This is a genomic window from Ferrovibrio sp., from assembly GCF_041906005.1.
Classification (GTDB): Bacteria; Pseudomonadota; Alphaproteobacteria; order Ferrovibrionales; family Ferrovibrionaceae; genus Ferrovibrio.
In genome coordinates this window covers 1429956-1449443 of sequence record NZ_JAYRJY010000001.1, presented here as the reverse complement: position 1 = coordinate 1449443, position 19488 = coordinate 1429956, and the positions used below count along the sequence as shown (strand labels likewise).

At 66.3% G+C, this 19488-nt stretch carries 20 protein-coding genes and 1 riboswitch; of the genes, 10 read left to right on the top strand and 10 right to left on the bottom strand.

Translation table 11 applies throughout. From position 1 onward, the window contains the following. Window positions 1–74: 74 nt before the first annotated feature. The 4 genes from ACE3OO_RS06930 (at window position 75) to ACE3OO_RS06915 (ending at window position 3984) form a co-directional block, all read left to right on the top strand. Window positions 75–758 carry a Fe2+-dependent dioxygenase gene (locus tag ACE3OO_RS06930; RefSeq protein ID WP_374301159.1) on the top strand — a complete coding sequence of 228 codons (684 nt, stop codon included), beginning with the start codon at window positions 75–77 and terminating at the stop codon, window positions 756–758. Between the two features lie 22 nt (window positions 759–780). After that, the gene (locus ACE3OO_RS06925) at window positions 781–2043 is read left to right on the top strand and encodes a PepSY-associated TM helix domain-containing protein (protein ID WP_374301158.1); all 1263 of its coding nucleotides are present in this window, start codon (window positions 781–783) and stop codon (window positions 2041–2043) included. Between the two features lie 83 nt (window positions 2044–2126). Beyond that, entirely contained in the window at window positions 2127–3074 is a 948-nt protein-coding gene (locus ACE3OO_RS06920) for a hypothetical protein (RefSeq protein ID WP_374301156.1), read from the top strand. Window position 3075: 1 nt separating this feature from the next. Further along, a complete protein-coding gene (locus tag ACE3OO_RS06915) occupies window positions 3076–3984 on the top strand; it encodes an RNA polymerase sigma-70 factor (protein WP_374301154.1) in 909 nt (302 codons plus the stop codon). Between the two features lie 23 nt (window positions 3985–4007). Here ACE3OO_RS06915 and ACE3OO_RS06910 read toward each other — a convergent pair whose 3' ends face one another. The 3 genes from ACE3OO_RS06910 to ACE3OO_RS06900 all read right to left on the bottom strand — a co-directional run bounded on the left by ACE3OO_RS06910 (window position 4008) and on the right by ACE3OO_RS06900 (window position 5984). Then, window positions 4008–4238 carry a hypothetical protein gene (locus ACE3OO_RS06910; protein WP_374301152.1) on the bottom strand — a complete coding sequence of 77 codons (231 nt, stop codon included), beginning with the start codon at window positions 4236–4238 and terminating at the stop codon, window positions 4008–4010. A gap of 172 nt (window positions 4239–4410) precedes the next feature. Further along, window positions 4411–5631 carry an argininosuccinate synthase gene (locus ACE3OO_RS06905; RefSeq protein ID WP_374301150.1) on the bottom strand — a complete coding sequence of 407 codons (1221 nt, stop codon included), beginning with the start codon at window positions 5629–5631 and terminating at the stop codon, window positions 4411–4413. Between the two features lie 122 nt (window positions 5632–5753). Next, window positions 5754–5984 (bottom strand): DUF1674 domain-containing protein, encoded by a 231-nt coding sequence (locus tag ACE3OO_RS06900; RefSeq protein ID WP_374301148.1) that lies wholly within the window; start codon window positions 5982–5984, stop codon window positions 5754–5756. 90 nt (window positions 5985–6074) lie between these two features. Here ACE3OO_RS06900 and htpX point away from each other — a divergent pair, with 90 nt between their 5' ends. Continuing rightward, a complete protein-coding gene (gene htpX / locus ACE3OO_RS06895; RefSeq protein WP_374301146.1) occupies window positions 6075–7052 on the top strand; it encodes a zinc metalloprotease HtpX in 978 nt (325 codons plus the stop codon). Window positions 7053–7089: 37 nt separating this feature from the next. On the opposite strand, the gene ACE3OO_RS06890 is transcribed toward htpX, so the two are convergent. From ACE3OO_RS06890 to ACE3OO_RS06860, 7 genes are all read right to left on the bottom strand, one after another. Further along, complete coding sequence (locus ACE3OO_RS06890) at window positions 7090–8826, bottom strand: ABC transporter ATP-binding protein/permease (protein WP_374301144.1); 1737 nt, start codon at window positions 8824–8826, stop codon at window positions 7090–7092. A gap of 106 nt (window positions 8827–8932) precedes the next feature. Beyond that, entirely contained in the window at window positions 8933–9343 is a 411-nt protein-coding gene (locus ACE3OO_RS06885; RefSeq protein ID WP_374301142.1) for a VOC family protein, read from the bottom strand. 78 nt (window positions 9344–9421) lie between these two features. Beyond that, window positions 9422–10243, bottom strand: coding sequence for a helix-turn-helix domain-containing protein (locus ACE3OO_RS06880; protein WP_374301140.1), 822 nt, complete (start codon window positions 10241–10243; stop codon window positions 9422–9424). Window positions 10244–10330: 87 nt separating this feature from the next. Further along, entirely contained in the window at window positions 10331–10672 is a 342-nt protein-coding gene (locus ACE3OO_RS06875; RefSeq protein WP_374301138.1) for an energy transducer TonB, read from the bottom strand. A gap of 443 nt (window positions 10673–11115) precedes the next feature. Further along, window positions 11116–13230: a TonB-dependent receptor family protein gene (locus ACE3OO_RS06870; protein WP_374301135.1), complete on the bottom strand. Its 2115-nt coding sequence runs from the start codon at window positions 13228–13230 to the stop codon at window positions 11116–11118. A gap of 89 nt (window positions 13231–13319) precedes the next feature. Next, window positions 13320–14285, bottom strand: a complete 966-nt coding sequence (locus ACE3OO_RS06865; protein ID WP_374301133.1) for a DUF1775 domain-containing protein — start codon at window positions 14283–14285, stop codon at window positions 13320–13322. Between the two features lie 49 nt (window positions 14286–14334). Next, entirely contained in the window at window positions 14335–14718 is a 384-nt protein-coding gene (locus ACE3OO_RS06860; RefSeq protein ID WP_374301131.1) for a DUF2946 family protein, read from the bottom strand. A 110-nt stretch (window positions 14719–14828) separates the two neighbouring features. Further along, window positions 14829–15058: riboswitch (cobalamin riboswitch) on the top strand. A gap of 59 nt (window positions 15059–15117) precedes the next feature. Here ACE3OO_RS06860 and ACE3OO_RS06855 point away from each other — a divergent pair. From ACE3OO_RS06855 to ACE3OO_RS06835, 5 genes are all read left to right on the top strand, one after another. Next, window positions 15118–15738: a HupE/UreJ family protein gene (locus ACE3OO_RS06855; protein ID WP_374301129.1), complete on the top strand. Its 621-nt coding sequence runs from the start codon at window positions 15118–15120 to the stop codon at window positions 15736–15738. A 353-nt stretch (window positions 15739–16091) separates the two neighbouring features. Further along, window positions 16092–17450: a transcription termination factor Rho gene (gene rho, locus ACE3OO_RS06850; RefSeq protein ID WP_374301127.1), complete on the top strand. Its 1359-nt coding sequence runs from the start codon at window positions 16092–16094 to the stop codon at window positions 17448–17450. 135 nt (window positions 17451–17585) lie between these two features. After that, window positions 17586–18140: a superoxide dismutase [Cu-Zn] SodC gene (sodC, locus tag ACE3OO_RS06845; RefSeq protein WP_374301125.1), complete on the top strand. Its 555-nt coding sequence runs from the start codon at window positions 17586–17588 to the stop codon at window positions 18138–18140. Between the two features lie 34 nt (window positions 18141–18174). After that, window positions 18175–19026 carry an AraC family transcriptional regulator gene (locus ACE3OO_RS06840; RefSeq protein ID WP_374301123.1) on the top strand — a complete coding sequence of 284 codons (852 nt, stop codon included), beginning with the start codon at window positions 18175–18177 and terminating at the stop codon, window positions 19024–19026. A gap of 35 nt (window positions 19027–19061) precedes the next feature. After that, window positions 19062–19487: a DUF2000 family protein gene (locus ACE3OO_RS06835; RefSeq protein WP_374301121.1), complete on the top strand. Its 426-nt coding sequence runs from the start codon at window positions 19062–19064 to the stop codon at window positions 19485–19487. Window position 19488 lies beyond the last annotated feature (1 nt).

Below are 19488 nucleotides of genomic sequence, written 5' to 3'. Positions count from 1 at the left end.
GAACCGCGCCCCGCCCGTGCATTCGCCGGGCGGGGCGATGTGCATTCGGGCGGTAATACTGTGGAGACGACACCATGATGCTGCATATCGAGCGGGTGCTGACCCGTCAGCAGGTCGCGCAATGCCGCCAGGTGATTGATGCCGCCGAATGGGTGGACGGAAATGTCACGTCCGGCCACCAGTCGGCGCTCGCCAAGCGCAACATGCAATTGCCCGAGGGATCGCCGGCCGCGCGGCAGATGGGCGACATGATCCTCGATGCGCTGGAAAAAAGCCCGCGCTTCATCTCTGCCGCCCTGCCGCTCAAGGTCTTTCCGCCCTTGTTCAACCGCTATGCCGGCGGCGAATCCTTCGGCAACCATGTCGACAACGCGATCCGGCCGCTGGCCGGCAGCGACTTCCGCATCCGTACCGATCTGTCCTGCACGCTGTTCCTGGCCGATCCGGAGGAATACGAGGGCGGCGAGCTGGTGGTGGAGGATACCTATGGCGAGCATCGGGTGAAGCTGCCGGCCGGCGACATGGTGTTGTATCCCTCGACCAGCCTGCATCGCGTGACCGAGGTGACGCGCGGCGCCCGCATCGCCAGCTTCTTCTGGCTGCAGAGCATGGTGCGCGACGACGGCCAGCGCGCGCTGCTGTTCCAGCTCGACACCTCGATCCAGCAGCTGGTGATGCGGCACGGCAATGCCGATCCGCAGGTCCTGCAGCTCACCGCCATCTACCACAACCTGCTGCGGCGCTGGGCCGACAGCTAAGACGATACGAGGCTCCCGCTCCATGGCTGGCAAATCCAAACCGCAACGCCGCGGCCTGCGCTACTGGCTGGAACAGGTTCATTTATGGACCGGACTGATCCTGTTGCTGCCGCTGGTGATGATGGGTGTTACCGGCAGCGTACTGGTCTATGCCCATGATCTGGAGCATCTGTTCGGCCAGGGTGAACCCCAGGTCACCACGCCCGGCGAATGGCGCAGTCCGGCCGAGCTGATCGAAGCCGCGCAGGCCGCCAATAGCGAGCCGGGCCGGATTCCCATCGCCGTGCGCTGGCCGGCCGAACCGGGCGAGCCCGCCGCCGTGCGGCTGTCGCGCCCCGGCATGGCCGATGAACGGCCGGCGATGCGCAATGCCGAACCGGCGGCGCCGGGCCAGGCGCAGGCGGCGATTCCACGGGTCAGTCCTTTTGCCGGCAGCCTGCAAATCCTGCTCGATCCGGTGACGGCGCAGCCGATTGAAACCCAGCAGGCCATGACCGGCTGGGTGCGTTTCTTCCATGACCTGCACGGCCATCTGTTCATCGCGGGCGGCCTGGGGCGTGAGCTGGTCGGCTGGCTCGGCATCGCCATGCTGGTGCTGGGCTGCACCGGGCTGGTGATCTGGTGGCCGCGAAACGGACAATGGAAGGCCGCCTTCACCATCCGCAAGGGAGCGAAGGGCCTGCGGCTGCATCGCGACCTGCATGGCGCGGTGGGCATCTGGAGCCTGCTGCTGTTCATGCTGGTGAATTTCACCGGGGTCTATCTGGCTTTCCCGCAGCAGATCTCGGCGGCGGTGAATGCCGTGTTCCCGGGACGCGACATGCGGGCGGCAATGTTCCAGGCCCGTGTCGAGCCGATCCGGGGCGGCAGCCGGATTGGCCTGGCCGAGGGGCTGGTCCTGGCGCAGGAGCAGGTCCCCGATGCACGCTTCCTGAATGCCTTCCTGCCGACCCGGCCGGACCAGGCCCTGCGCATCGGTCTGGTGCGCGGCACACCGGAAGACGGCGCCCCGGGCATTACCGTGCTGATCGATCCCTGGCGCGCCCAGGTGATCGACGTGTTCGATCCGAAGACCTTTTCGACAGGCGAGGCGATCATTGCCTGGCAGCGCGCGCTGCATTACGGCACCGGCCTGGGCGGATTCTACAAATTCCTGGTCTTCGTCTCGGGCGTGATCATCCCGCTGTTTGCCGTCACCGGCTTTTTCATGTGGTGGATCAAGCGGCGCAACCGGCAGGCAACCGAGCGCGCCAAGCAGGAGGCCTTGCGCCAGGCAGCCGAATAAAAGGCGGCTGGATAAGAGCGGCCTGTCACAAAATCCGCAGGCCGGCCGTCTTCGGGGGTATCCACAGAAAAAAGGATAGCCCCATGACGACCGCCTCCAGCCTGACTCCCGCGCCCGGCCCGCTCTGGCGTGTTTTGACGGCCCTGCTGGCCGCCGGCCTCGTGCTGAACGGCCTGTTCATGCTGATCATGCCCGGCGGCTGGTATGCCGGCGTGCCGGGGGTGAGCGGCACCGGCCCGTTCAACGACCATTTTGTGCGCGATATCGGCGCGGCCTTCATCGCCACCGGCCTGGGTGCCGCCTGGGCGGCCCGGCGCGGCCAGCGCGGCGGCCTGCTGCCGGCGGCGGTATTCCTCGGCCTGCATGCGGGCATTCATCTGGTCGAGACGCTGGTGGCCGGCCATGCCCATGCCGCCGCGCTGGCCGTCGAAGTGCTGGGCATCCATCTGCCGGCCGTGCTGGCGATCGCGCTGGTCCTGCCGCGTCCCTCCACGGCCACGCTGGCCAGGCTAGCGCCGGCGGCGTTGATCGAGCGGCGCGTGGCGGCATCGGAGCAGTATCTCGGTGTACGCATGGACTACATGCGCGAGATCGGTCGCGTGGCACCGGCCCTGCTGGCGAAGCTCGGTGTGATCGCCGGCCTGGGCCGGCAGGATGTGACCGCGCCGGCCGAGGCCCTGCATTTCGCGACGCTGGGGGCCGTGCAGGTCGACGATTGCGGCGAGTGCGTGCAGATCCATGTCAATCTGGCGCTGAAGGACGGCATCGCGCCGGCGCATCTGCAGGCCGCGCTCGACAACCGCCTCACCGATCTGCCGCCGCTGCAGGCTTTGGCGTTGCGCTTCGGCCGCGCGGCGGCGGAAAACGATCCGGCGCTGGAAACGCTGGCCGAGCAGTTGCAGCGTCAGCTCGGCCGCCGCGCCATGTTCGATCTCGCCATTGCCTTGGGTCTGGCGCGCTTCTATCCCGTCTTGAAGCGGGCCCTGGGCTATGCCAAGAGTTGCAGCCTGATCCCTCTGAAGGTGGCCTGACATGCCGACCGCGCCGGCGACCGACGCCAAGACCGCGACCTTCGAGCAGCATCGCCGCCGGCTGTTCGGCCTGGCCTATCGCATGCTGGCCAGCGTCGGCGATGCCGAGGATGCCGTGCAGGACACCTTCCTGCGCTGGCACCGCAGCGACGCGGGGGCGATCCAGAATCCGGAAGCCTGGCTGGTCACCGCCTGCACGCGGCTGTGCATCGACCGCCTGCGCGCCGCCAAGCTGGAACGCGCCCAGTATCCCGGCGTCTGGTTGCCCGAACCGCTGGTGGAACTGGAGGTCAGCCTGCCCGATCCGACGCCCGGCGCCGATGCCGCCCATGAGCAGGCCGACGATCTTTCCATGGCGATGCTGCTGGTGCTGGAACGCCTCACGCCGGCCGAACGCGCCGCCTGGCTGCTGCGCGAGGCTTTTGATTACGATTATCCGCAGATCGCGGCCGCGCTGCAGAAATCGGAAGTCGCCTGCCGCCAGCTGGTCAGCCGCGCGCAGAAACACCTGAAGGACCAGCGCCCGCGTTTCGCCGCCGATTCAGTCGAGGCAAAACGGCTGGCCGAACGCTTTGCTGCCGCCACGCGCGCGGGCGATGCGCGGATGTTCGCCGGCCTGCTGGCCGAGGATGCGATGATCTGGTCGGATGGCGGCGGCAAGGCGGCGGCGGCGCTGAACGTGATCCATGGCGCCGAAAAGGTGGTGCGCTTTTTCGTCGGCGTGCGCCGCAAGCAGCCCGACACGCTGCGTGGCATGGCGGTGCGCATCAACGGCCAGCCGGGCTGGCTGCTGTTCGACGGCGACAAACCCTATCTGGCGATGGCGGTCGACATTGTGGATGGCGCGGTGCGCAACGTGTTCATCATCCGCAACCCCGACAAGCTGGCGCGGCTGCCGGCGGCGGCGTGAGCAAGCGTCAGGCGGAAACGACGTCAGACATACATGTCGACGTGGCGGCCGAGGCCGTTGCGGATGGCGCGCAGGATGGCGGCAAAGGATTTGGTCTGGCGGGCCTTTTTCTTGCGCGCCGGTGCGGGCTTCTGCTTCGGGCCTTCCAGGCGCTGCAGCGCGCGCTGCCACAGCCGCTCCTCCATATACCGCTCGGTGGAACGCGGGATGCTGCGATAGACGCTGACGGCGTGGATGCGCGTGGTCGTCGGCATGGCGGTCTCCTGTCTTCTACAGAGGTGAAGGCAGGGTAGCCGGCGGCTGGCCGCGCCGGTTGCGACCAGATCGGGGCGGCCTGTGACAAAAACGGGATGGGCAATAAAAAAGGCGGGCCGCAAAGCCCGCCTTTTTGCGGAAAACCGCTGAAACCGGCGCTTAGCCTTTCTCTCAGCCCTTCTGGCGGTTGAGCAGGCGCAGGCGCAGGGCATTCAGCTTGATGAAGCCCTGGGCATCCTTCTGGTCGTAGACCGAGTCGGCCTCGAAGGTGACATGGCTGAGCGAGTAGAGCGACTTGGGCGACTTGCGGCCGACCACGTTGACCGAGCCCTTGTAGAGCTTCAGCCGCACGGTGCCTTCCACATTCTCCTGGCTCTTGTCGATCAGGGCCTGCAGCATCTCGCGCTCGGGCGAGAACCAGAAGCCGTTATAGATCAGCTCGGCATAGCGCGGCATGATCTCGTCCTTCAGGTGCGCCGCGCCGCGGTCCAGCGTGGCCTGCTCGATGCCGCGATGGGCCATGTGCAGGATGGTGCCGCCCGGGGTTTCGTAGATGCCGCGGCTCTTCATGCCGACGAAGCGGTTCTCCAGCAGATCCAGCCGGCCGATGCCGTGCTTGCCGCCCAGTTCGTTCAGCTTCGTGAGGAGCGCGGCCGGCGACAGCGCCTTGCCGTTCACCGCGATGGCATCGCCTTTCTTGAACTCGATCTCGATGTATTCAGGCTCGTTCGGCGCCTTCTCGGGATCGACTGTGCGGGAATAGACGAAGTCCGGGGCTTCCACCCACGGATCCTCCAGCACTTTGCCCTCGGCCGAGATGTGCAGCAGGTTGGCATCCACCGAGAAGGGCGCCTCGCCGCGCTTGTCCTTGGCGATCGGGATCTGGTGCTTCTCGGCGAAGTCGATCAGGGCGGTGCGGGAATTCAGCTCCCATTCGCGCCAGGGCGCGATCACCTTGATGTCGGGCTTCAGCGCGTAATAGCCCAGCTCGAAACGCACCTGGTCGTTGCCCTTGCCGGTGGCGCCGTGGCAGACCGCGTCGGCGCCGACCTCGCGGGCGATCTCGATCTGGCGCTTGGCGATCAGCGGCCGGGCGATCGAGGTGCCCAGCAGGTAGAGGCCCTCATACATGGCATTGGCGCGGAACATCGGGAAGACGAAGTCGCGCACGAATTCCTCGCGCACGTCCTCGATGAAGATCTGCTTCACGCCGAACATCTCGGCCTTCTTGCGCGCCGGTTCCAGTTCCTCGCCCTGGCCCAGATCGGCGGTGAAGGTCACGACCTCGCAGCCATAGGTCTCCTGCAGCCATTTCAGGATCACCGAGGTATCCAGGCCGCCGGAATAGGCCAGGACCACCTTCTTCACGCTGCCATGCTTGCTGCCGCTCATCGGGCATACTCCTCAAAAGCCGGGAAAATCGGGCCGGAGTATAGGCAGGCGCGGGGGGCATGCAAGCCGCCGGCTTCTGCCGGAATGCCCCAATTTTGGCTTAATCGAACCCTAAATCGCCTTCAGAAGTCGGAGACGATGCCCTTGCGTTCCCAGTCGCCGTAGCGGGTGGGTTCCGGGCCCTGGGGGCCGTTTTCCTCGCCGGGCGCCTGGGTCAGTTTCACGGCCGGTTTGGCCGGCGCCAGCGGTTTGCCCGTCTTCGGGTCGATCGGCCGGGTATCGACAATGGCCTTACCGCTCTCGCCGTCGAGGCTGGGATCGGGCTGTCCGGTCGGTCTGGTGTTGCTGGTCACGGCTGGGATGTCTTGCGCAGGGATCGACCCTGCATACATATAACGGTGCGGGCGGCTTGTTAAGTCACCCGGGAAAGAGGACCGAAGACGATGAATTACATGAAGACGGCTATCCTGCTGGCGGGCCTGATGGCGCTGTTCGGCGCAGTCGGCTTCCTGATCGGCGGCGAGGCGGGCATGCTGATCGCCCTGGGACTGGCCGCCGCCATGAACCTGTTCGCCTACTGGAACAGCGACAGAATGGTGCTGTCGATGTATGGCGCGCGCGAGGTGGACGCCCAGACCGCGCCGGAATTCCACGGCATGATCGCCGAACTGTCGCAGCGCGCCGGCCTGCCGATGCCGCGCGTCTACGTGATCGACAACGACCAGCCCAACGCCTTCGCCACCGGCCGCAATCCGGAAAACGCCGCCGTGGCCGCCACCACCGGCCTGCTGCACAGCCTGAGCCGCGAGGAGATCGCCGGCGTGATGGCGCATGAGCTGGCCCATGTGAAGAACCGCGACACCCTGATCATGACGATCACCGCCACGCTGGCCGGCGCCATCGGCATGCTGGCGAATTTTGCCATGTTCTTCGGCGGCTCGTCGGACAACCGCAACAACCCGCTGGGCATCATCGGCTCGATCGCCATCATGATCCTGGCCCCCATCGCCGCAATGCTGGTGCAAATGGCGATCAGCCGCAGCCGCGAATATGCCGCCGACCGCATGGGCGCGGAAATCTCGGGCGACCCCACCTGGCTAGCCTCGGCCCTGCAGCGCATCTCCGGCGCGGCCGAGCGCATTCCCAACGAGCAGGCCGAGCACAATCCCGCCACGGCACACATGTTCATCATCAACCCGCTGCATGGCCGGGGCATGGACAACCTGTTCTCGACCCATCCCAGCACCGAGAACCGCGTTGCCGCGCTGATGCAGCTGGCCGCCAATGTGCGCGGCGGCGGTTATCGTGCCGCGCCGGCCTATTCGGGCGGCGGCAGCCCAGGCGCCAGTTCAGGCACCAGTTCAGGCACCAGCTCAGTGCCGCGCTCGGGCGGCAGCCGCCGCGGCGGCCCCTGGGGCTGAGATCCTGGGGCTGAGATCCTGGGGCTGAGGCCCGGCTTCACACGGCCAGCAGCCGCGCCGGACCCTGCGCCGGACCCTGTGGCTGGCTCTCCAGCATCGCGTGGCGGCGGTGGAACTGCTGCAAGGCGGGGCGGTGGCCGATGCTGATCACGGCCGCGTCGGGCAGGGCATCGCGCAGCGCGGCCAGGGCTTTTGCCTCGGTGGCCGTATCCAGCGCCGAGGTCGCTTCATCCAGATACAGCCAGCGTGGTTTCAGCAGCAGGGCGCGGGCCAGCTGCACGCGCTGCTGCTCGCCGCCGGATAATTGCTGGCTCCAGTAGGCTTCCTCGGCCAGGCGCGGCGCCAGATGTCCAAGGTCGAGCGCCGCCAGCGCGGCGCGGTAATCCGCGTCGCTGAAATCTGCGGGATCGCGCGGATAGGCCAAAGCCGCGCGCAGGCTGCCCAGCGGCAGATACGGCTTCTGCGGCAGGAACAGGCTGGCCGCATCGGCGGGGCGCCGCACATGGCCGCGGCCGAACAGCCACAGCCCGGCGACGGCGCGCAACAGCGTGCTCTTGCCGCTGCCCGAACGGCCGCCGACCAGCAGGCTGTCGCCGGCAGCGAGATCCAGCGCCTGCACATCCAGCAGCGGCCGGCCATCCGGCAGGGCCAGCGCCAGCGGACCCACCGCCAGCATCTCGCCATCCGCATCCACGCCGATCTGTTTTTCGGCCGCCAGGGCGCGCGCCTTGGCCATGCCGTCCTGGAAGCCGGTCAGACGGTCGATCACGGCCTGCCATTCGGCGATGTCGGTATAGGCCGTGATGATGTAGCTGAGCGCTTCCTGCACCTGGCCGAAAGCCGATACCGTCTGCATCAGGCCGCCAAGCTGGATGCCGCCGCTGAAATAACGCGGTGCCGCCACCACGAAGGGAAAGATCACCGCGATCTGGCCGTAACCGGCGGTGAACCAGGTCAGCTTCTTGGTGCGGCGCATGATGGCATAGGTGTTGTTGAACACTGCCATGAAGCGGCGCGCCAGCCCGGCCTGTTCCACCGCTTCGCCATGCTGGAAGGCGATGCCTTCGGCATGTTCGCGCACGCGCACCAGATGGAAACGGAAATCGGCCTCCACCTGCTGGCGGTCGAAATTCAGTTTCACCAGCGGCTTGCCGATCCAGTGCGTCAGGCCGGTGCCGACAGCGGCATAGACGATGGCGAACCAGACCATGTAGCCGGGAATCTGGTATTCCGTGCCGCCAAGCGAGATGGCGAAATCGCCCGACAGGCTCCACAGGATGCCGAGGAAGGAGACCAGCGTGACCACGGCATTCATCAGGCCGAGCGTCAGGCTGAGCGAATAGGCCGGGAACAGCCGCAGATCCTCGGCGATGCGCTGGTCCGGGTTGTCGGTATCCAGGCCCAGCATCTGCATGTGGTAATAGCGCTTGTCGCCCAGCCAGTCGCGCAGCCAGTGTTCGGTCAGCCACTTGCGCCAGCGGATCTGCAGCATCTGTTGCAGGTAGTAGCGATAGACCGCGACGATGATGAAGGCGGCGGCAACGGCGCTGAAGGTGAGCAGCAGGGTCTTGAAGGCATCGAAATCCTTCTCCTGCAGCGCGTTGTAGAAGTCGTTGTACCAGGAATTGAACCACACGCTCAGGCCCACGCTGGCCAGGTTCAGCACGACGATCGCCGCCAGCAGGCCGACCGCGACCGTCCGTTCGCGGCGATCGGCGAAATAGGGGCGGGCCAGAAACCAGAAGGCGCGGAAGAAAGCGGCAAGACGCGACATGATATCCTCGGGGACGGGAGAAGGCCCGGCCGGTGTGGCCGGGCCTGGAAACACGCCCGGGGACTATGGCGATTTCGGGTCGAAGCGGGAAATTAAATTAATTTTATCAGCCAAAATCCGGGCGGTAGCTGCCAAAGCTCCACAGATGGCCCTCCGGGTCGCGCACCGAGAAATCGCGTGAACCGTAATCGGTGTCGCGAATGCCCATCACCACTTCGGCGCCGACGGCGCGCGCCCGGTCATACAAAGCATCGACATCATCGGCGGCGACATAGCTGCTCTGGGTGATGACACCGGCCTCACGCGGCGTGCGGAAGGCGAAGGGGCCTTCATCCTGCACGCTGCCCAGCATCACCATGCCGTTGCCAAAGCGCATCTCGGCATGGGCGATGCTGCCATCGGGGTTCTTGTGGCAGGCGATGGTGCGGAAGCCGAAGGCCTTTTCCAGCCAGGCCATGGCGGCCGGCGCGTCGCGGTATTGCAGCACGGGATAGAAACTCGGTCGGGTATCGGTCATGGCTGGCTCCTGATATTCGGATGCCGGCACGTTAGCCGCCCGCCCGTCGGCATGCTTGTAAAAATGTAACCGGATTATTCAGTCCACCGGCAGGCCAACCTGCCCCTGCAGCCGGGCGGCGAGGTAATCGCCCGGCGTGCGGCCGGTCAGGCGGCGGAAATCGCGGTTGAAATGGGCCTGGTCGTAATAGCCGGCTTCCAGCGCCAGTTCTGTCCAGCGTGTCGGTGCGGCATCAATCAGGCTCAGCACATGGCGGAAGCGCAACAAGCCGGCGACCGTTTTCGGCGCCAGGCCGACATGCTCGCGGAATTGCGCGGCCAGATGCTTGCGGCTGCAGCCCATCTCCTCAGCCAGGGCAGCGATCGACATGGCGCCGTTGCGCCGCGCGATCTGACGCAGGGCCCAGTCGGCGGCGCGGATGCCGGCCAGATCCACAGTCTCGTGCGATGCAGTGCGGGCGGCGATGGCGGCATCCAGTCGGGCGAAGCAGGCATCCCAGTCATTGGCCGCCTGAAGGTCTTCGATCAGGCGCCATGCCGCCGCTGGACCCAGCAGGTCGGGCAGCAGGAAGACGCGGTTGGTCAGGTCCTGCATGGGCAGGCGGAAGAAACGCCGCGCGCCCTGCGGCGTGAACATCACCTGCAGGCCACGCTGGCTGCCGCCGCTTTCCGAAATGGCATAGGCATCGCTCAGGCCGGCGGCAAAGCCGCAACTAGTGCCGACCGGAATGACAAAGCCGGCCGTGTCGACAATAGTGATCGGATCGCCCAGGTTGACAATCATAACCACGTTCAGGCCGGGCAGTTCGTGTCGCCGGGTGAAGGCGGTGTTGCGCTCGTCGTAGCCGATATAGGTATCAACCATTCCGGCCAGCCGAGGATGCGCGGATGCAAAGGCCATCTCCCACTGGCCGCGCTCGGAACGATGTCGGATCACCTGCATGACAGCGACAGTATTTGCCTCGCTGTGTCACAGTGTCCAGCACGATTAGCGCTGCAGGGTGAACTGCACAGGGACGATGAAGGTGGCGCGGTCGGTGCCGCGCGGAAACTGCGGCGGCGGAAAGGGCGCTGCCCGGCGTGCCATGTCGAGGGCGGCCTCGTCCAGCAGGGCAAAGCCGCTGCTCTCGGTCAGCGTCAACGCCAGCAGGCGGCCGGAAGTATCCAGCGTGATGGCGATGCGCGGCGTGCCTTCCTGGCGGCGCAGGCGCGCGGCGCGCGGATAATCGCGGTGGCGGACAAGCCAGTCCAGCAATACGGGCGCGTAGGGCGGCGGCGCATACTCGGTCGGTGTCGCTGATGTCGCCGGCGCGGCCGCAGGGACCGGCATCGCTGTCGGAGCAGAGATCGCTTCAGGGTTTGCTGTCGTATTTGCCGCCGTATTTGCAGCCGTATTTGCCAGCGTCGGCGCTGAGGTCCGCTGGGTCCGGTGGCGCGGACGCGGCGGCGCGGGATCGGGCAGCGTTTCGATGGCTGGCTCGGGCGGCGCTGTTTCCATCGGCGTCGCATCCGATGCCGCTGTTTCAGGGGTTGGGGTGTCAGGGGCCGAGGTTTCTGGGGCCGAGGTTTCTGGGGCCGGGGCTTCAGCTGCGGCGGCTGCCGGTTGCAGCAGGATTTCAAAAACAGGCGCCGGCGGCTGCGGTGCAGGCGCCATCGTCACGAGCATCCAGGCGATGCCGCCATGCAGCAGCAGGGCAGGCGCAAGGCCGCGCAGGGGCAACAACCGGGGCGGCCGAAGCCGCCCCGGTGCTGGCTGTGAGACAAGGATCTCGGCTACCACCGGTACTCGGCGCCGACAAACACCGCGCGGCCATCGCCGGGATTGAACAGCGCGGAGCTGGCGGTGGCGCTGGTGGTGGTGCTGGCATTCGAGATGAAGGTCTTGTCGAGCAGGTTGCGGCCGTCGAGGAACAGTTTCAGCCCGTTGCCGAAGTCATAACCGGCCTTCGCGCCCAGCAGCAGATAGGGATCGGTCTTCAGCGTGTTGGCATTGTCGACGTAATAGCCCTGCGGCACCCATTCCACGTTCGGTCCGGCATACCACCCGCTGGCGTGGGCGTAACGCAACTCGGCGCGCAGGTAATGCCTGGGCGCGCCGGGAATGTCGTTGTTGCCGTAGGTCGGGTGACCATCGAAGAAGAAGTCGCTGTAGGTGTAAGCCAGCCGCAAGGTCGTGCTGTCGTCGGTCGCCGCCAGATTGCGGGCAAACACCCAGTCGCCGCCCAGTTCGATACCCTGGTGGATGGTGTTGTCCACATTCTGCTGCACGGCCTGGCCGGTAGCCGGCTGGATGGTCTGCAGCTCGTTATGCAGCCAGGCGCGATAGATCGCCGCGTCCCAGGCCAGGTCGCCGTGGCGGCCGCGGCTGCCAAGCTCCAGCGTTCTGGATTCCTGCTGTTCCAGGGCGGTGGTGGTGGCCGTGGTGCCCAGTTCCGAGAAGGGCGGCGGCTCGCTCGACCAGCTGTAGTTCACGAAGGCCTGCATGTGCGGCGCGAAATCCCAGCGCGTGCCGAACTTCGGATTCACGCTGTTATAGCCGCGCTCGAAAGACTGGTTGCCGTTGGACAGGAAATTGTCGTCCAGTTCGCGCCTTGCCATGGTGCCCTGCAGGCCGGCGATCAGGGCGACATCCGGCACCACGTAGAAGGCATTTTCGCCGTAGACTTCCAGCGTATCGGATGTCTGGTCGGCATCGGCGGTCAGGCTGCCCCGGGCGCCGCCGACATTGGTGAAGCTTTTCGCGTGATTGTTGCCGGTGAAATAATTCAGACCCAGCGTCATCTCGTTGCGATGGCCGGCGACCTGCGTGTCACCGGTCCAGCGCGCGAAGCCGCCGCCATTGACCTCCTCGTTATCCACCACCGTGCTGAAGCCCGGCGAGGACAGTGGGTGGAACAATGTCTTGCTGGCGGCGAAGAATCCCACCGTGGCCTCGCCGCTGTCGGTGAGGAAGGTGGTTTTGCTGGCGGCGCGGATGGCCTCGATGTTGCGCTTGGTGTTGCCGGAGAAGCTTTGCGGCGAGGTCCAGCTCGGGCTGGCCAGCGCCTGGCTCTTGGTCACGCTGTTGGGGATCTTCTGGTTGATGTTGGCGGCGCTTAAATAAAAGCGCGTCTCCGCGCCGTCGCCGAAGCGGTAGCCGACATTGCCGTTCAGGCGCGTGTAATCCTGGTCGGTGTGGTCGCGATAGCCGCTGCTGTGGCTGTAGGTCGGCGTGACGTAGTAATCGAAGTTACCCTGGGCGCCGCCGGCCCCGAACTGGCTGCGCAGGCTGTCGAAGCTGCCCAGTTCCTGGCGCAGCAGGAAGCCCGGCTGGCTGCGGCCGGTGGGGCTGACGAAATTCACCGCGCCGCCCAGCAGCGAGGCGCCGTATTGCAGGGCGTTGGCGCCCTTGTAGATTTCGGTGTAGTCGACGGCGAGCGGGTCGATCTCCATCGTGTCGCCGGCGCCATCGGCGTCGGTGATCGGCACGCCGTCGCGCAGGATGCGGGTGCCGCGCAGGTGGAAGCTGCGCGACAGGCCCGAGCCGCGGATGGAAAGCCGCGAATCCTCTTGGCCGTATTTCGGCTGGGCAAACACGCCGGGCACGAAATCCAACACGTCCTTCACGGTATTGGCACGGCCGTCGCGGACTTCATCGGCCGGCACGATGTCAACGCCACCGGCCGTGTTCTCGATGCGGCGCCTGGCTTCCCCGGCATCGGGCACGGTGATGGAGTCGGTTTCCGCCTTGCCGGTCACGGTGATCGGCCGGGTCACGGTCTGGCTATGCGCCGACGGGGTCAGCAGCGCCAGCGCCGCACTGGTTCCCAGCAGGGCCAGCGCCACTTTGGGCAGCAGTTTTTCGGCCTTGCGACGCAAGGCGAAGAATGCGGGATCGCTATAATGCATTGGATTGATCTTTCGATGGATGGCAGGCAGGCAGAATCCATCCGTGGCGCAGCCGAAGCTGCGCGGCAGACTGCCTGCGGATGGATCGCTTAGTGCTTGTGGCCGCCCTGGCCGGCATCACCCATGCTGCCGGCCTTCATGACCGGAATCTGGATGGTGACGGTCCCGGCTTTCTCGAAGGTCAGCGTCAGCGGAAACTGCGTGCCTTCCTTCAGCGGCTGTTTCAGGCCGATCAGCATCACATGATAGCCGCCGGGCTCCAGCGCGGTCTGGCCATGGGCCGGCACGGGGATGTTCTCCACCGGCCGCATGCGCATGGCATCGCCGTCCTTCACATGGGTGTGCAGTTCGACATTCTCGGCAACGGGGGACGCGGCCTTCACCAGTTTGTCGGCCGTGCCGCCGGCATTCTTCAGCGTCATGAACACGCCGCCCACCTTCGCCGGCGTGGCGCGGGCGAAAGGCTGCTCGATGGCGACGTCGCCTGCCTTGGGCGCCGCCGGCATGGCATGGTTGTGCTGCGCGAGCATCACCGGCTTGCCGGCATCGGCGACACGGATCAGGGCAGCGGGGCGCGGCAGGTCATGCGCCGACTGGCCGGCGGCGGGGATCTGGTCCCAGCGGGTTTCGCCGGTTTCGCAGGTCTGCACCACCGGCAGCCAGAGCTGCGCGCCGGGCTGGTTCGGCAGCTTCATCACCAGACCGAATTCGTCGAACTGCTCGTTCGGCAGTTTGCCGCCGCTCCAGCTCACCGTGCTGACCAGGGTATCGGTTTTCTGGCCGTGGCCGATCTCCACCGGCTGGGCCAGCTTGCGGGTTTCAATGGCGACCTGCCAGCCGGGCTTGGCCTGGGGCCGCACGCTCACCACGCCGTCGGGAATGCCGACGCGGATCGCCGTGGTCGGGCTGCTGCCGCAGCCATGGGGCACGCGCAGGGCGGTGCGGAAATAACTGTCGGGCTCGGCCAGCGCCGGATCGGCCGTGACATGAGCCATGACGGGCAATGAAGCAACAAGGGTCAGCGCCGCAGCGCTCAAAAGGAATAGACGCGACATGGGAATCCTCCCGTAAATCCTGAATAAGACGAAAACGGTTCGGTCAGGATTACGAAAGCGGTGGCGCGCGTGCCTGGGCGGGGAGATAACGGGCCTGGGCCAGCGTGCTGTCTGGTGCGGCGCCGTAGAGAACGGTGATGGCAAGCCCGGGAACCAGCAGCGGCAGGGTGCCGGGCAGGATGGCTTGGCCAAGCTGGGCCGCGGCCAGGCAGACCGGGCAGGTCTTGCTTGCCTTCAGGGGCTTTTCCGTGTCGGCTTCGATCGGCAGGCCATCTTTCAGGGCAATCGTGCGGGTGCCAAGCGCCGAACAGAGCACGGTCATCTCGATGCCGTTGGCGGCCTGCACCCGCTGCGCGGCATGCAGGGTCAATGGCAACAGGGCGTGGAACAGCACCGCGAGCAACGCCATGCGCGCCAGGACGTGCGTCCACATGGGACGGCGCCGGGGCGGCAGCAGGGTTGCGGCAATGCTCATGTCCTGAAGGCTTACCCCTGCGGCCGGCCTTCGGCAAGAGCGGCGGTTTGACGCAGGCCGGTTAGGCTCCTAAGCTTCGCCGCGATGGTCCGCCGGCGATTCACGGTTGCCGGTGGTGAAAAGGGAATGCGGTGCGGACGATTCATATCTCATATCGTCGTCCCAGGCCGCAGCAGCCCCCGCTACGGTAGGCGGCGAGCGCGGTGCCACAATGCCACTGGCCGGGCAACCGGCTGGGAAGGCGGCGCCAAGCGATGACCCGCAAGCCCGGAGACCTGCCATCGCCTGATTGGGCGGCCGCCTGCTTCGAGGGGAAGAATGCAGGGCCGGCCGTTTTTCCTGTACGGGAGGTACATCATGTTGCGTATCACTGCCGCCATCGCGGCCCTGCTCATTTCCATCCAGGCAGCCCCGGCCCTTGCCCATCACGCGATGGGCGGCCAGATGCCCAATACCTTTATGACCGGCCTGCTGTCTGGCCTCGGCCATCCCATTATTGGCCTCGATCATCTGGCCTTCATCCTGGCCGCCGGCCTGCTGGCCGCGCCGCGCGCCCGTGGCCTGATCCTGCCCCTGGCTTTCGTGCTGGCCTCGCTGGCCGGCGTCATCGTGCATCTGAACGGCATCGACCTGCCGGGCGGCGAAATCCTGGTGGCGGCCTCGGTGTTGCTGCTCGGGGTGTTGCTGGTGATCCCGCGCCAGATCGACGATGGCCTGTTTGCCGCCATTCTTGCCCTGGCCGGCCTGTTCCATGGCTATGCCTTCGGCGAGAGCATCGTGGGCGCCGAAACCACGCCGCTGGGCACCTATCTTGCCGGCCTGGTCATTGTGCAATACGGCATCGCCGCCGGCGTGGTGGTGGCCTGGCGCAAGCTGGGCAAAACGGCCGGCGACCGCCTGCCGCGCTTCAGCCGCTATGCCGGCGCCGGCGTTGCGGTGATCGGCGCGGTCTTTCTGGCGCTCAACCTCGCCGCCTGACACGGCCACCAGATTACAAAGACGGCAGATTACAAATTTGTCATCGTTATGATCGGGCGGGCGACTGCAAACGCGGTCGCCCGCCCTTGACTTATCCCAGGCCCGTTGCTATCTCGCTTAGGCAACCGGCCCATCTTCTTTCGGGTCGGGGTCGCCACGGCATCCCTTCCGCATTTTCCGATCGCGTCGCTCCGGGCCTAGTCGCCTCCAGGCAATAGCGGTTGGCAGCAGCGGCCAGGCTGACAACCGCACCGGCGGCTGACATTCCCCCCTTATGGCTGCTGCGTCCGTACCGGACGCTGGGCCCAAATCTCCCGAACAACACCGCCCTCACGAGTCCGCGAGTCCGTCCGATGAATCTGCAGGAACTGAAAACCAAATCCCCGACCGAACTGCTGGCCTTCGCCGAAGAACTGCAGATCGAGAACGCCTCCACCCTGCGCAAGCAGGACATGATGTTCGCGATCCTCAAGCAGCTGGCCGAGAAGGAAGTCGAGATCACCGGCGAGGGCGTGCTGGAAGTGCTGCAGGACGGCTTCGGCTTCCTGCGATCCGCCCAGGCCAATTACCTGCCGGGCCCCGACGACATCTATGTCAGCCCCAACCAGATCCGTCGCTTCGGCCTGCGCACCGGCGATACCATCGAGGGCACGATTCGCGCGCCGAAGGACGGCGAGCGCTATTTCGCCCTGCTCAAGGTCAACACGATCAATTACGAAGACCCCGAGCAGAGCCGCCACAAGGTGCATTTCGACAACCTGACGCCGCTCTATCCGACCGAGCGCCTGCGCATGGAAATGCCGGATGCCGCCGAGGAGCCGGCGGCTGCCGCGCCGGCCGCCGCGACCAAGACGCCGACCATCAAGAGCCGTGGCGGCGAGGGCAAGCGCGAGAAGCTGGTCTCGGCCGCGCCGAAGAAGGATGTCTCGGCCCGCGTGATCGACCTGATCTCGCCGCAGGGCAAGGGCCAGCGTTCGCTGATCGTGGCGCCACCGCGCACCGGCAAGACGATGCTGCTGCAGAACATCGCGCATGCCATCAGCCACAACCACCCGGAAGTCTACCTGATCGTCCTGCTGATCGACGAACGCCCGGAAGAAGTGACCGACATGCAGCGCACGGTGAAGGGCGAGGTGATTTCCTCCACCTTCGACGAGCCGGCCAGCCGCCACGTGCAGGTCACCGAAATGGTGCTGGAAAAGGCCAAGCGCCTGGTCGAACACAAGCGCGACGTGGTGATCCTGCTCGACTCGATCACCCGCCTGGCCCGTGCCTACAACACCGTGGTGCCCTCCTCGGGCAAGGTGCTGACCGGCGGCGTGGATGCCAACGCATTGCAGCGCCCGAAACGCTTCTTCGGTGCGGCGCGCAATATCGAAGAGGGCGGTTCGCTCACCATCATCGCCACCGCGCTGATCGATACCGGCTCGCGCATGGACGAAGTGATCTTCGAAGAGTTCAAGGGCACCGGCAATTCGGAAATCATCCTCGACCGCAAGCTCTCCGACAAGCGCACTTTCCCGGCCATCGACATCACCAAGTCGGGCACCCGCAAGGAGGAACTGCTGGTCGACAAGGGCGTGCTGGCCAAGATGTGGGTGCTGCGCCGCATCCTCATGCCGATGGGCGGCCAGGACGCGATGGAATTCCTGCTCGACAAGATCAAGCACAGCCGCACCAACGCGGATTTCTTCGACTCGATGAACACCTGATCGCCGGCTGCGGCTGGCCGACCGGACGGGCGGGGGCAACTCCGCCCGTCTTTTTTTTGCGCTGCTGGCCCGCTTGCCGGACCTTTCCCGCCGCATATCTGTTGGAAAGGGCAATCCGCCCGAGGAGGAAACGACATGCAGCGCGTTCTGATCCTACCCCTGACTCTCGCCGCGGCTCTCACTGGTGCCGCCGCCCTTGCCGCCGGCCCGGTATTTGCCGCCGAAAAGACCATCGACATCCATTCCATCACCGCCAGCGGCGTGGGATCCAAGATCGGCACCATCGCGGCCAAGGATACGCCCCAGGGCCTGATGCTCAGTCCGGCCCTGGCCAACCTGCAGCCGCCGGGCCCGCATGGCTTCCACCTGCATGAAAAACCCGATTGCGGGCCGGGGCCCGGGCCGAACGGCCAACCGGCTGCCGGCATGGGCGCCGGCGGACATTACGATCCGCGCCGCACCGGCCGGCATCACGGCCCGCATGACAGGATGGGACATATGGGCGACCTGCCGCCGCTGGTGGTCAACGGCGACGGCACGGCGACGCTGCCGGTGATCGCGCCGCGGCTGAAGGTGAAGGATCTGTCCGGCCATGCGCTGATGATCCATGCCGGCGGCGACAATTACAGCGACGAACCCACGCCGCTGGGCGGCGGCGGTGGCCGCATCGCCTGTGGCGTGATCCGGTAGCCGGGGGGCATTGCGGCGGCTAGACTGCCGCCGCATGACCGGCGCAGATCCCAGGGACTGGTTCCGTTTTGCCCGCGACCGCGTCAGCGGCACCGAGGCCGTGCGTGCCGCCTTCCACAGCCATGCCTATGATCCGCATTTCCACGATCAGGTGCTGGTCGGCGTGACCGAGCGGGGGTTGCAGCAATTCCATTGCCGCCGCCGGCTGGTGCGCAGCACGCCCGGCCGCGTCATCCTGATGGAGCCGGGCGAGACCCATGACGGCGAAGCGGGCGCCAGCAGCGGTTTCGTCTATGCGATGCTGTATTTCGACCCCACCTGGCTGCGCGATGCGGCGGCTTTGCATGCCGATGTGTCCGACGGCGCATCGGCTCTGGGTTTTCCCGCCACGCTGGCCGAGGATCCCGCCCTGGCGCGCGCCATCCTCGCCGCCTGGCACCAGATCGCCGCGCCCGACAGCCGCATGGCCCGCGAGGCGGCTCTGGATCGCGTGGTGGCGTTGCTGTGGCGGCGGCGTGGCGAGAGCCGCACCGCACCGGCGCAGGCGCCGCGTCTGGCGCGGCAGGCGCGGGCGATGATGGACGATGCCTTCGGCACCGATCTTGGCCTGCAGATGATGGCCGATGAACTGGGTGCCGACCGTTTCCGGATCAGCCGCAGTTTCAAGGCGGCCTACGGTCTGGCTCCGCATGCCTATCTTGTGCAGCGGCGTCTGAGCCATGCCCGCCGGATGCTGGCCGGCGGCACCATGCCGGCGATTGTGGCGGCCGCCACCGGCTTCGCCGACCAGAGCCATCTGGGCCGCTGGTTCCGCCGCGCCTATGGCATGACGCCGTCTGCCTATCGCCGTCTCTGCACAAATCTTCCAGACAGCGCCCCGGCCTGACGGCATCTTCCCTCCGGCAATGGCAGGAGGAAGACGTGTCGGAAACCAAGCTGGCATTCGAAACCAAGATCGCGATCGCGGTGCGCGAGGACCTGGCGGTGTGGCAGAAACTGAACGTGACGGCTTTCCTGGCCAGCGGGCTGGCCGCCGCCATTCCCGGCTGCATCGGGCAGGCCTATATCGATGCCGCCGGCCGCCGTTACACCGCCCTGTGCGGCCAGCCGATCCTGGTGTTTGCCGCCGGGCTGGATGACCTGCGCAAGCTGCATGACCGCGCGCTGGCCCAGGGCCTGACCATCGCGCCCTATGTGGAAGCGATGTTCGCCACCGGCCATGATGCGGCCAACCGCGCCGTTTTCGCCGAGGGCGACCCGGGCGCACAGCACTGGGTCGGTCTCGGGCTGCATGGCGCGCGCAAGGCAGTGGACAAGGCCGTGAAGGGCCTGCGGCTGCATCCCTGAC

What these genes read in the sequence shown, in the direction of transcription:
- ACE3OO_RS06930 (WP_374301159.1), top strand. Translation starts at nt 75, where the DNA reads ATGATGCTGCATATCGAGCGGGTGCTGACCCGTCAGCAGGTCGCGCAA.
- ACE3OO_RS06925 (WP_374301158.1), top strand. Translation starts at nt 781, where the DNA reads ATGGCTGGCAAATCCAAACCGCAACGCCGCGGCCTGCGCTACTGGCTG.
- ACE3OO_RS06920 (WP_374301156.1), top strand. Translation starts at nt 2,127, where the DNA reads ATGACGACCGCCTCCAGCCTGACTCCCGCGCCCGGCCCGCTCTGGCGT.
- ACE3OO_RS06915 (WP_374301154.1), top strand. Translation starts at nt 3,076, where the DNA reads ATGCCGACCGCGCCGGCGACCGACGCCAAGACCGCGACCTTCGAGCAG.
- ACE3OO_RS06910 (WP_374301152.1), bottom strand. Translation starts at nt 4,238, where the DNA reads ATGCCGACGACCACGCGCATCCACGCCGTCAGCGTCTATCGCAGCATC.
- ACE3OO_RS06905 (WP_374301150.1), bottom strand. Translation starts at nt 5,631, where the DNA reads ATGAGCGGCAGCAAGCATGGCAGCGTGAAGAAGGTGGTCCTGGCCTAT.
- htpX (WP_374301146.1), top strand. Translation starts at nt 6,075, where the DNA reads ATGAATTACATGAAGACGGCTATCCTGCTGGCGGGCCTGATGGCGCTG.
- ACE3OO_RS06890 (WP_374301144.1), bottom strand. Translation starts at nt 8,826, where the DNA reads ATGTCGCGTCTTGCCGCTTTCTTCCGCGCCTTCTGGTTTCTGGCCCGC.
- ACE3OO_RS06885 (WP_374301142.1), bottom strand. Translation starts at nt 9,343, where the DNA reads ATGACCGATACCCGACCGAGTTTCTATCCCGTGCTGCAATACCGCGAC.
- ACE3OO_RS06880 (WP_374301140.1), bottom strand. Translation starts at nt 10,243, where the DNA reads ATGGCCTTTGCATCCGCGCATCCTCGGCTGGCCGGAATGGTTGATACC.
- ACE3OO_RS06875 (WP_374301138.1), bottom strand. Translation starts at nt 10,672, where the DNA reads ATGCCGGTCCCTGCGGCCGCGCCGGCGACATCAGCGACACCGACCGAG.
- ACE3OO_RS06870 (WP_374301135.1), bottom strand. Translation starts at nt 13,230, where the DNA reads ATGCATTATAGCGATCCCGCATTCTTCGCCTTGCGTCGCAAGGCCGAA.
- ACE3OO_RS06865 (WP_374301133.1), bottom strand. Translation starts at nt 14,285, where the DNA reads ATGTCGCGTCTATTCCTTTTGAGCGCTGCGGCGCTGACCCTTGTTGCT.
- ACE3OO_RS06860 (WP_374301131.1), bottom strand. Translation starts at nt 14,718, where the DNA reads ATGTGGACGCACGTCCTGGCGCGCATGGCGTTGCTCGCGGTGCTGTTC.
- ACE3OO_RS06855 (WP_374301129.1), top strand. Translation starts at nt 15,118, where the DNA reads ATGTTGCGTATCACTGCCGCCATCGCGGCCCTGCTCATTTCCATCCAG.
- rho (WP_374301127.1), top strand. Translation starts at nt 16,092, where the DNA reads ATGAATCTGCAGGAACTGAAAACCAAATCCCCGACCGAACTGCTGGCC.
- sodC (WP_374301125.1), top strand. Translation starts at nt 17,586, where the DNA reads ATGCAGCGCGTTCTGATCCTACCCCTGACTCTCGCCGCGGCTCTCACT.
- ACE3OO_RS06840 (WP_374301123.1), top strand. Translation starts at nt 18,175, where the DNA reads ATGACCGGCGCAGATCCCAGGGACTGGTTCCGTTTTGCCCGCGACCGC.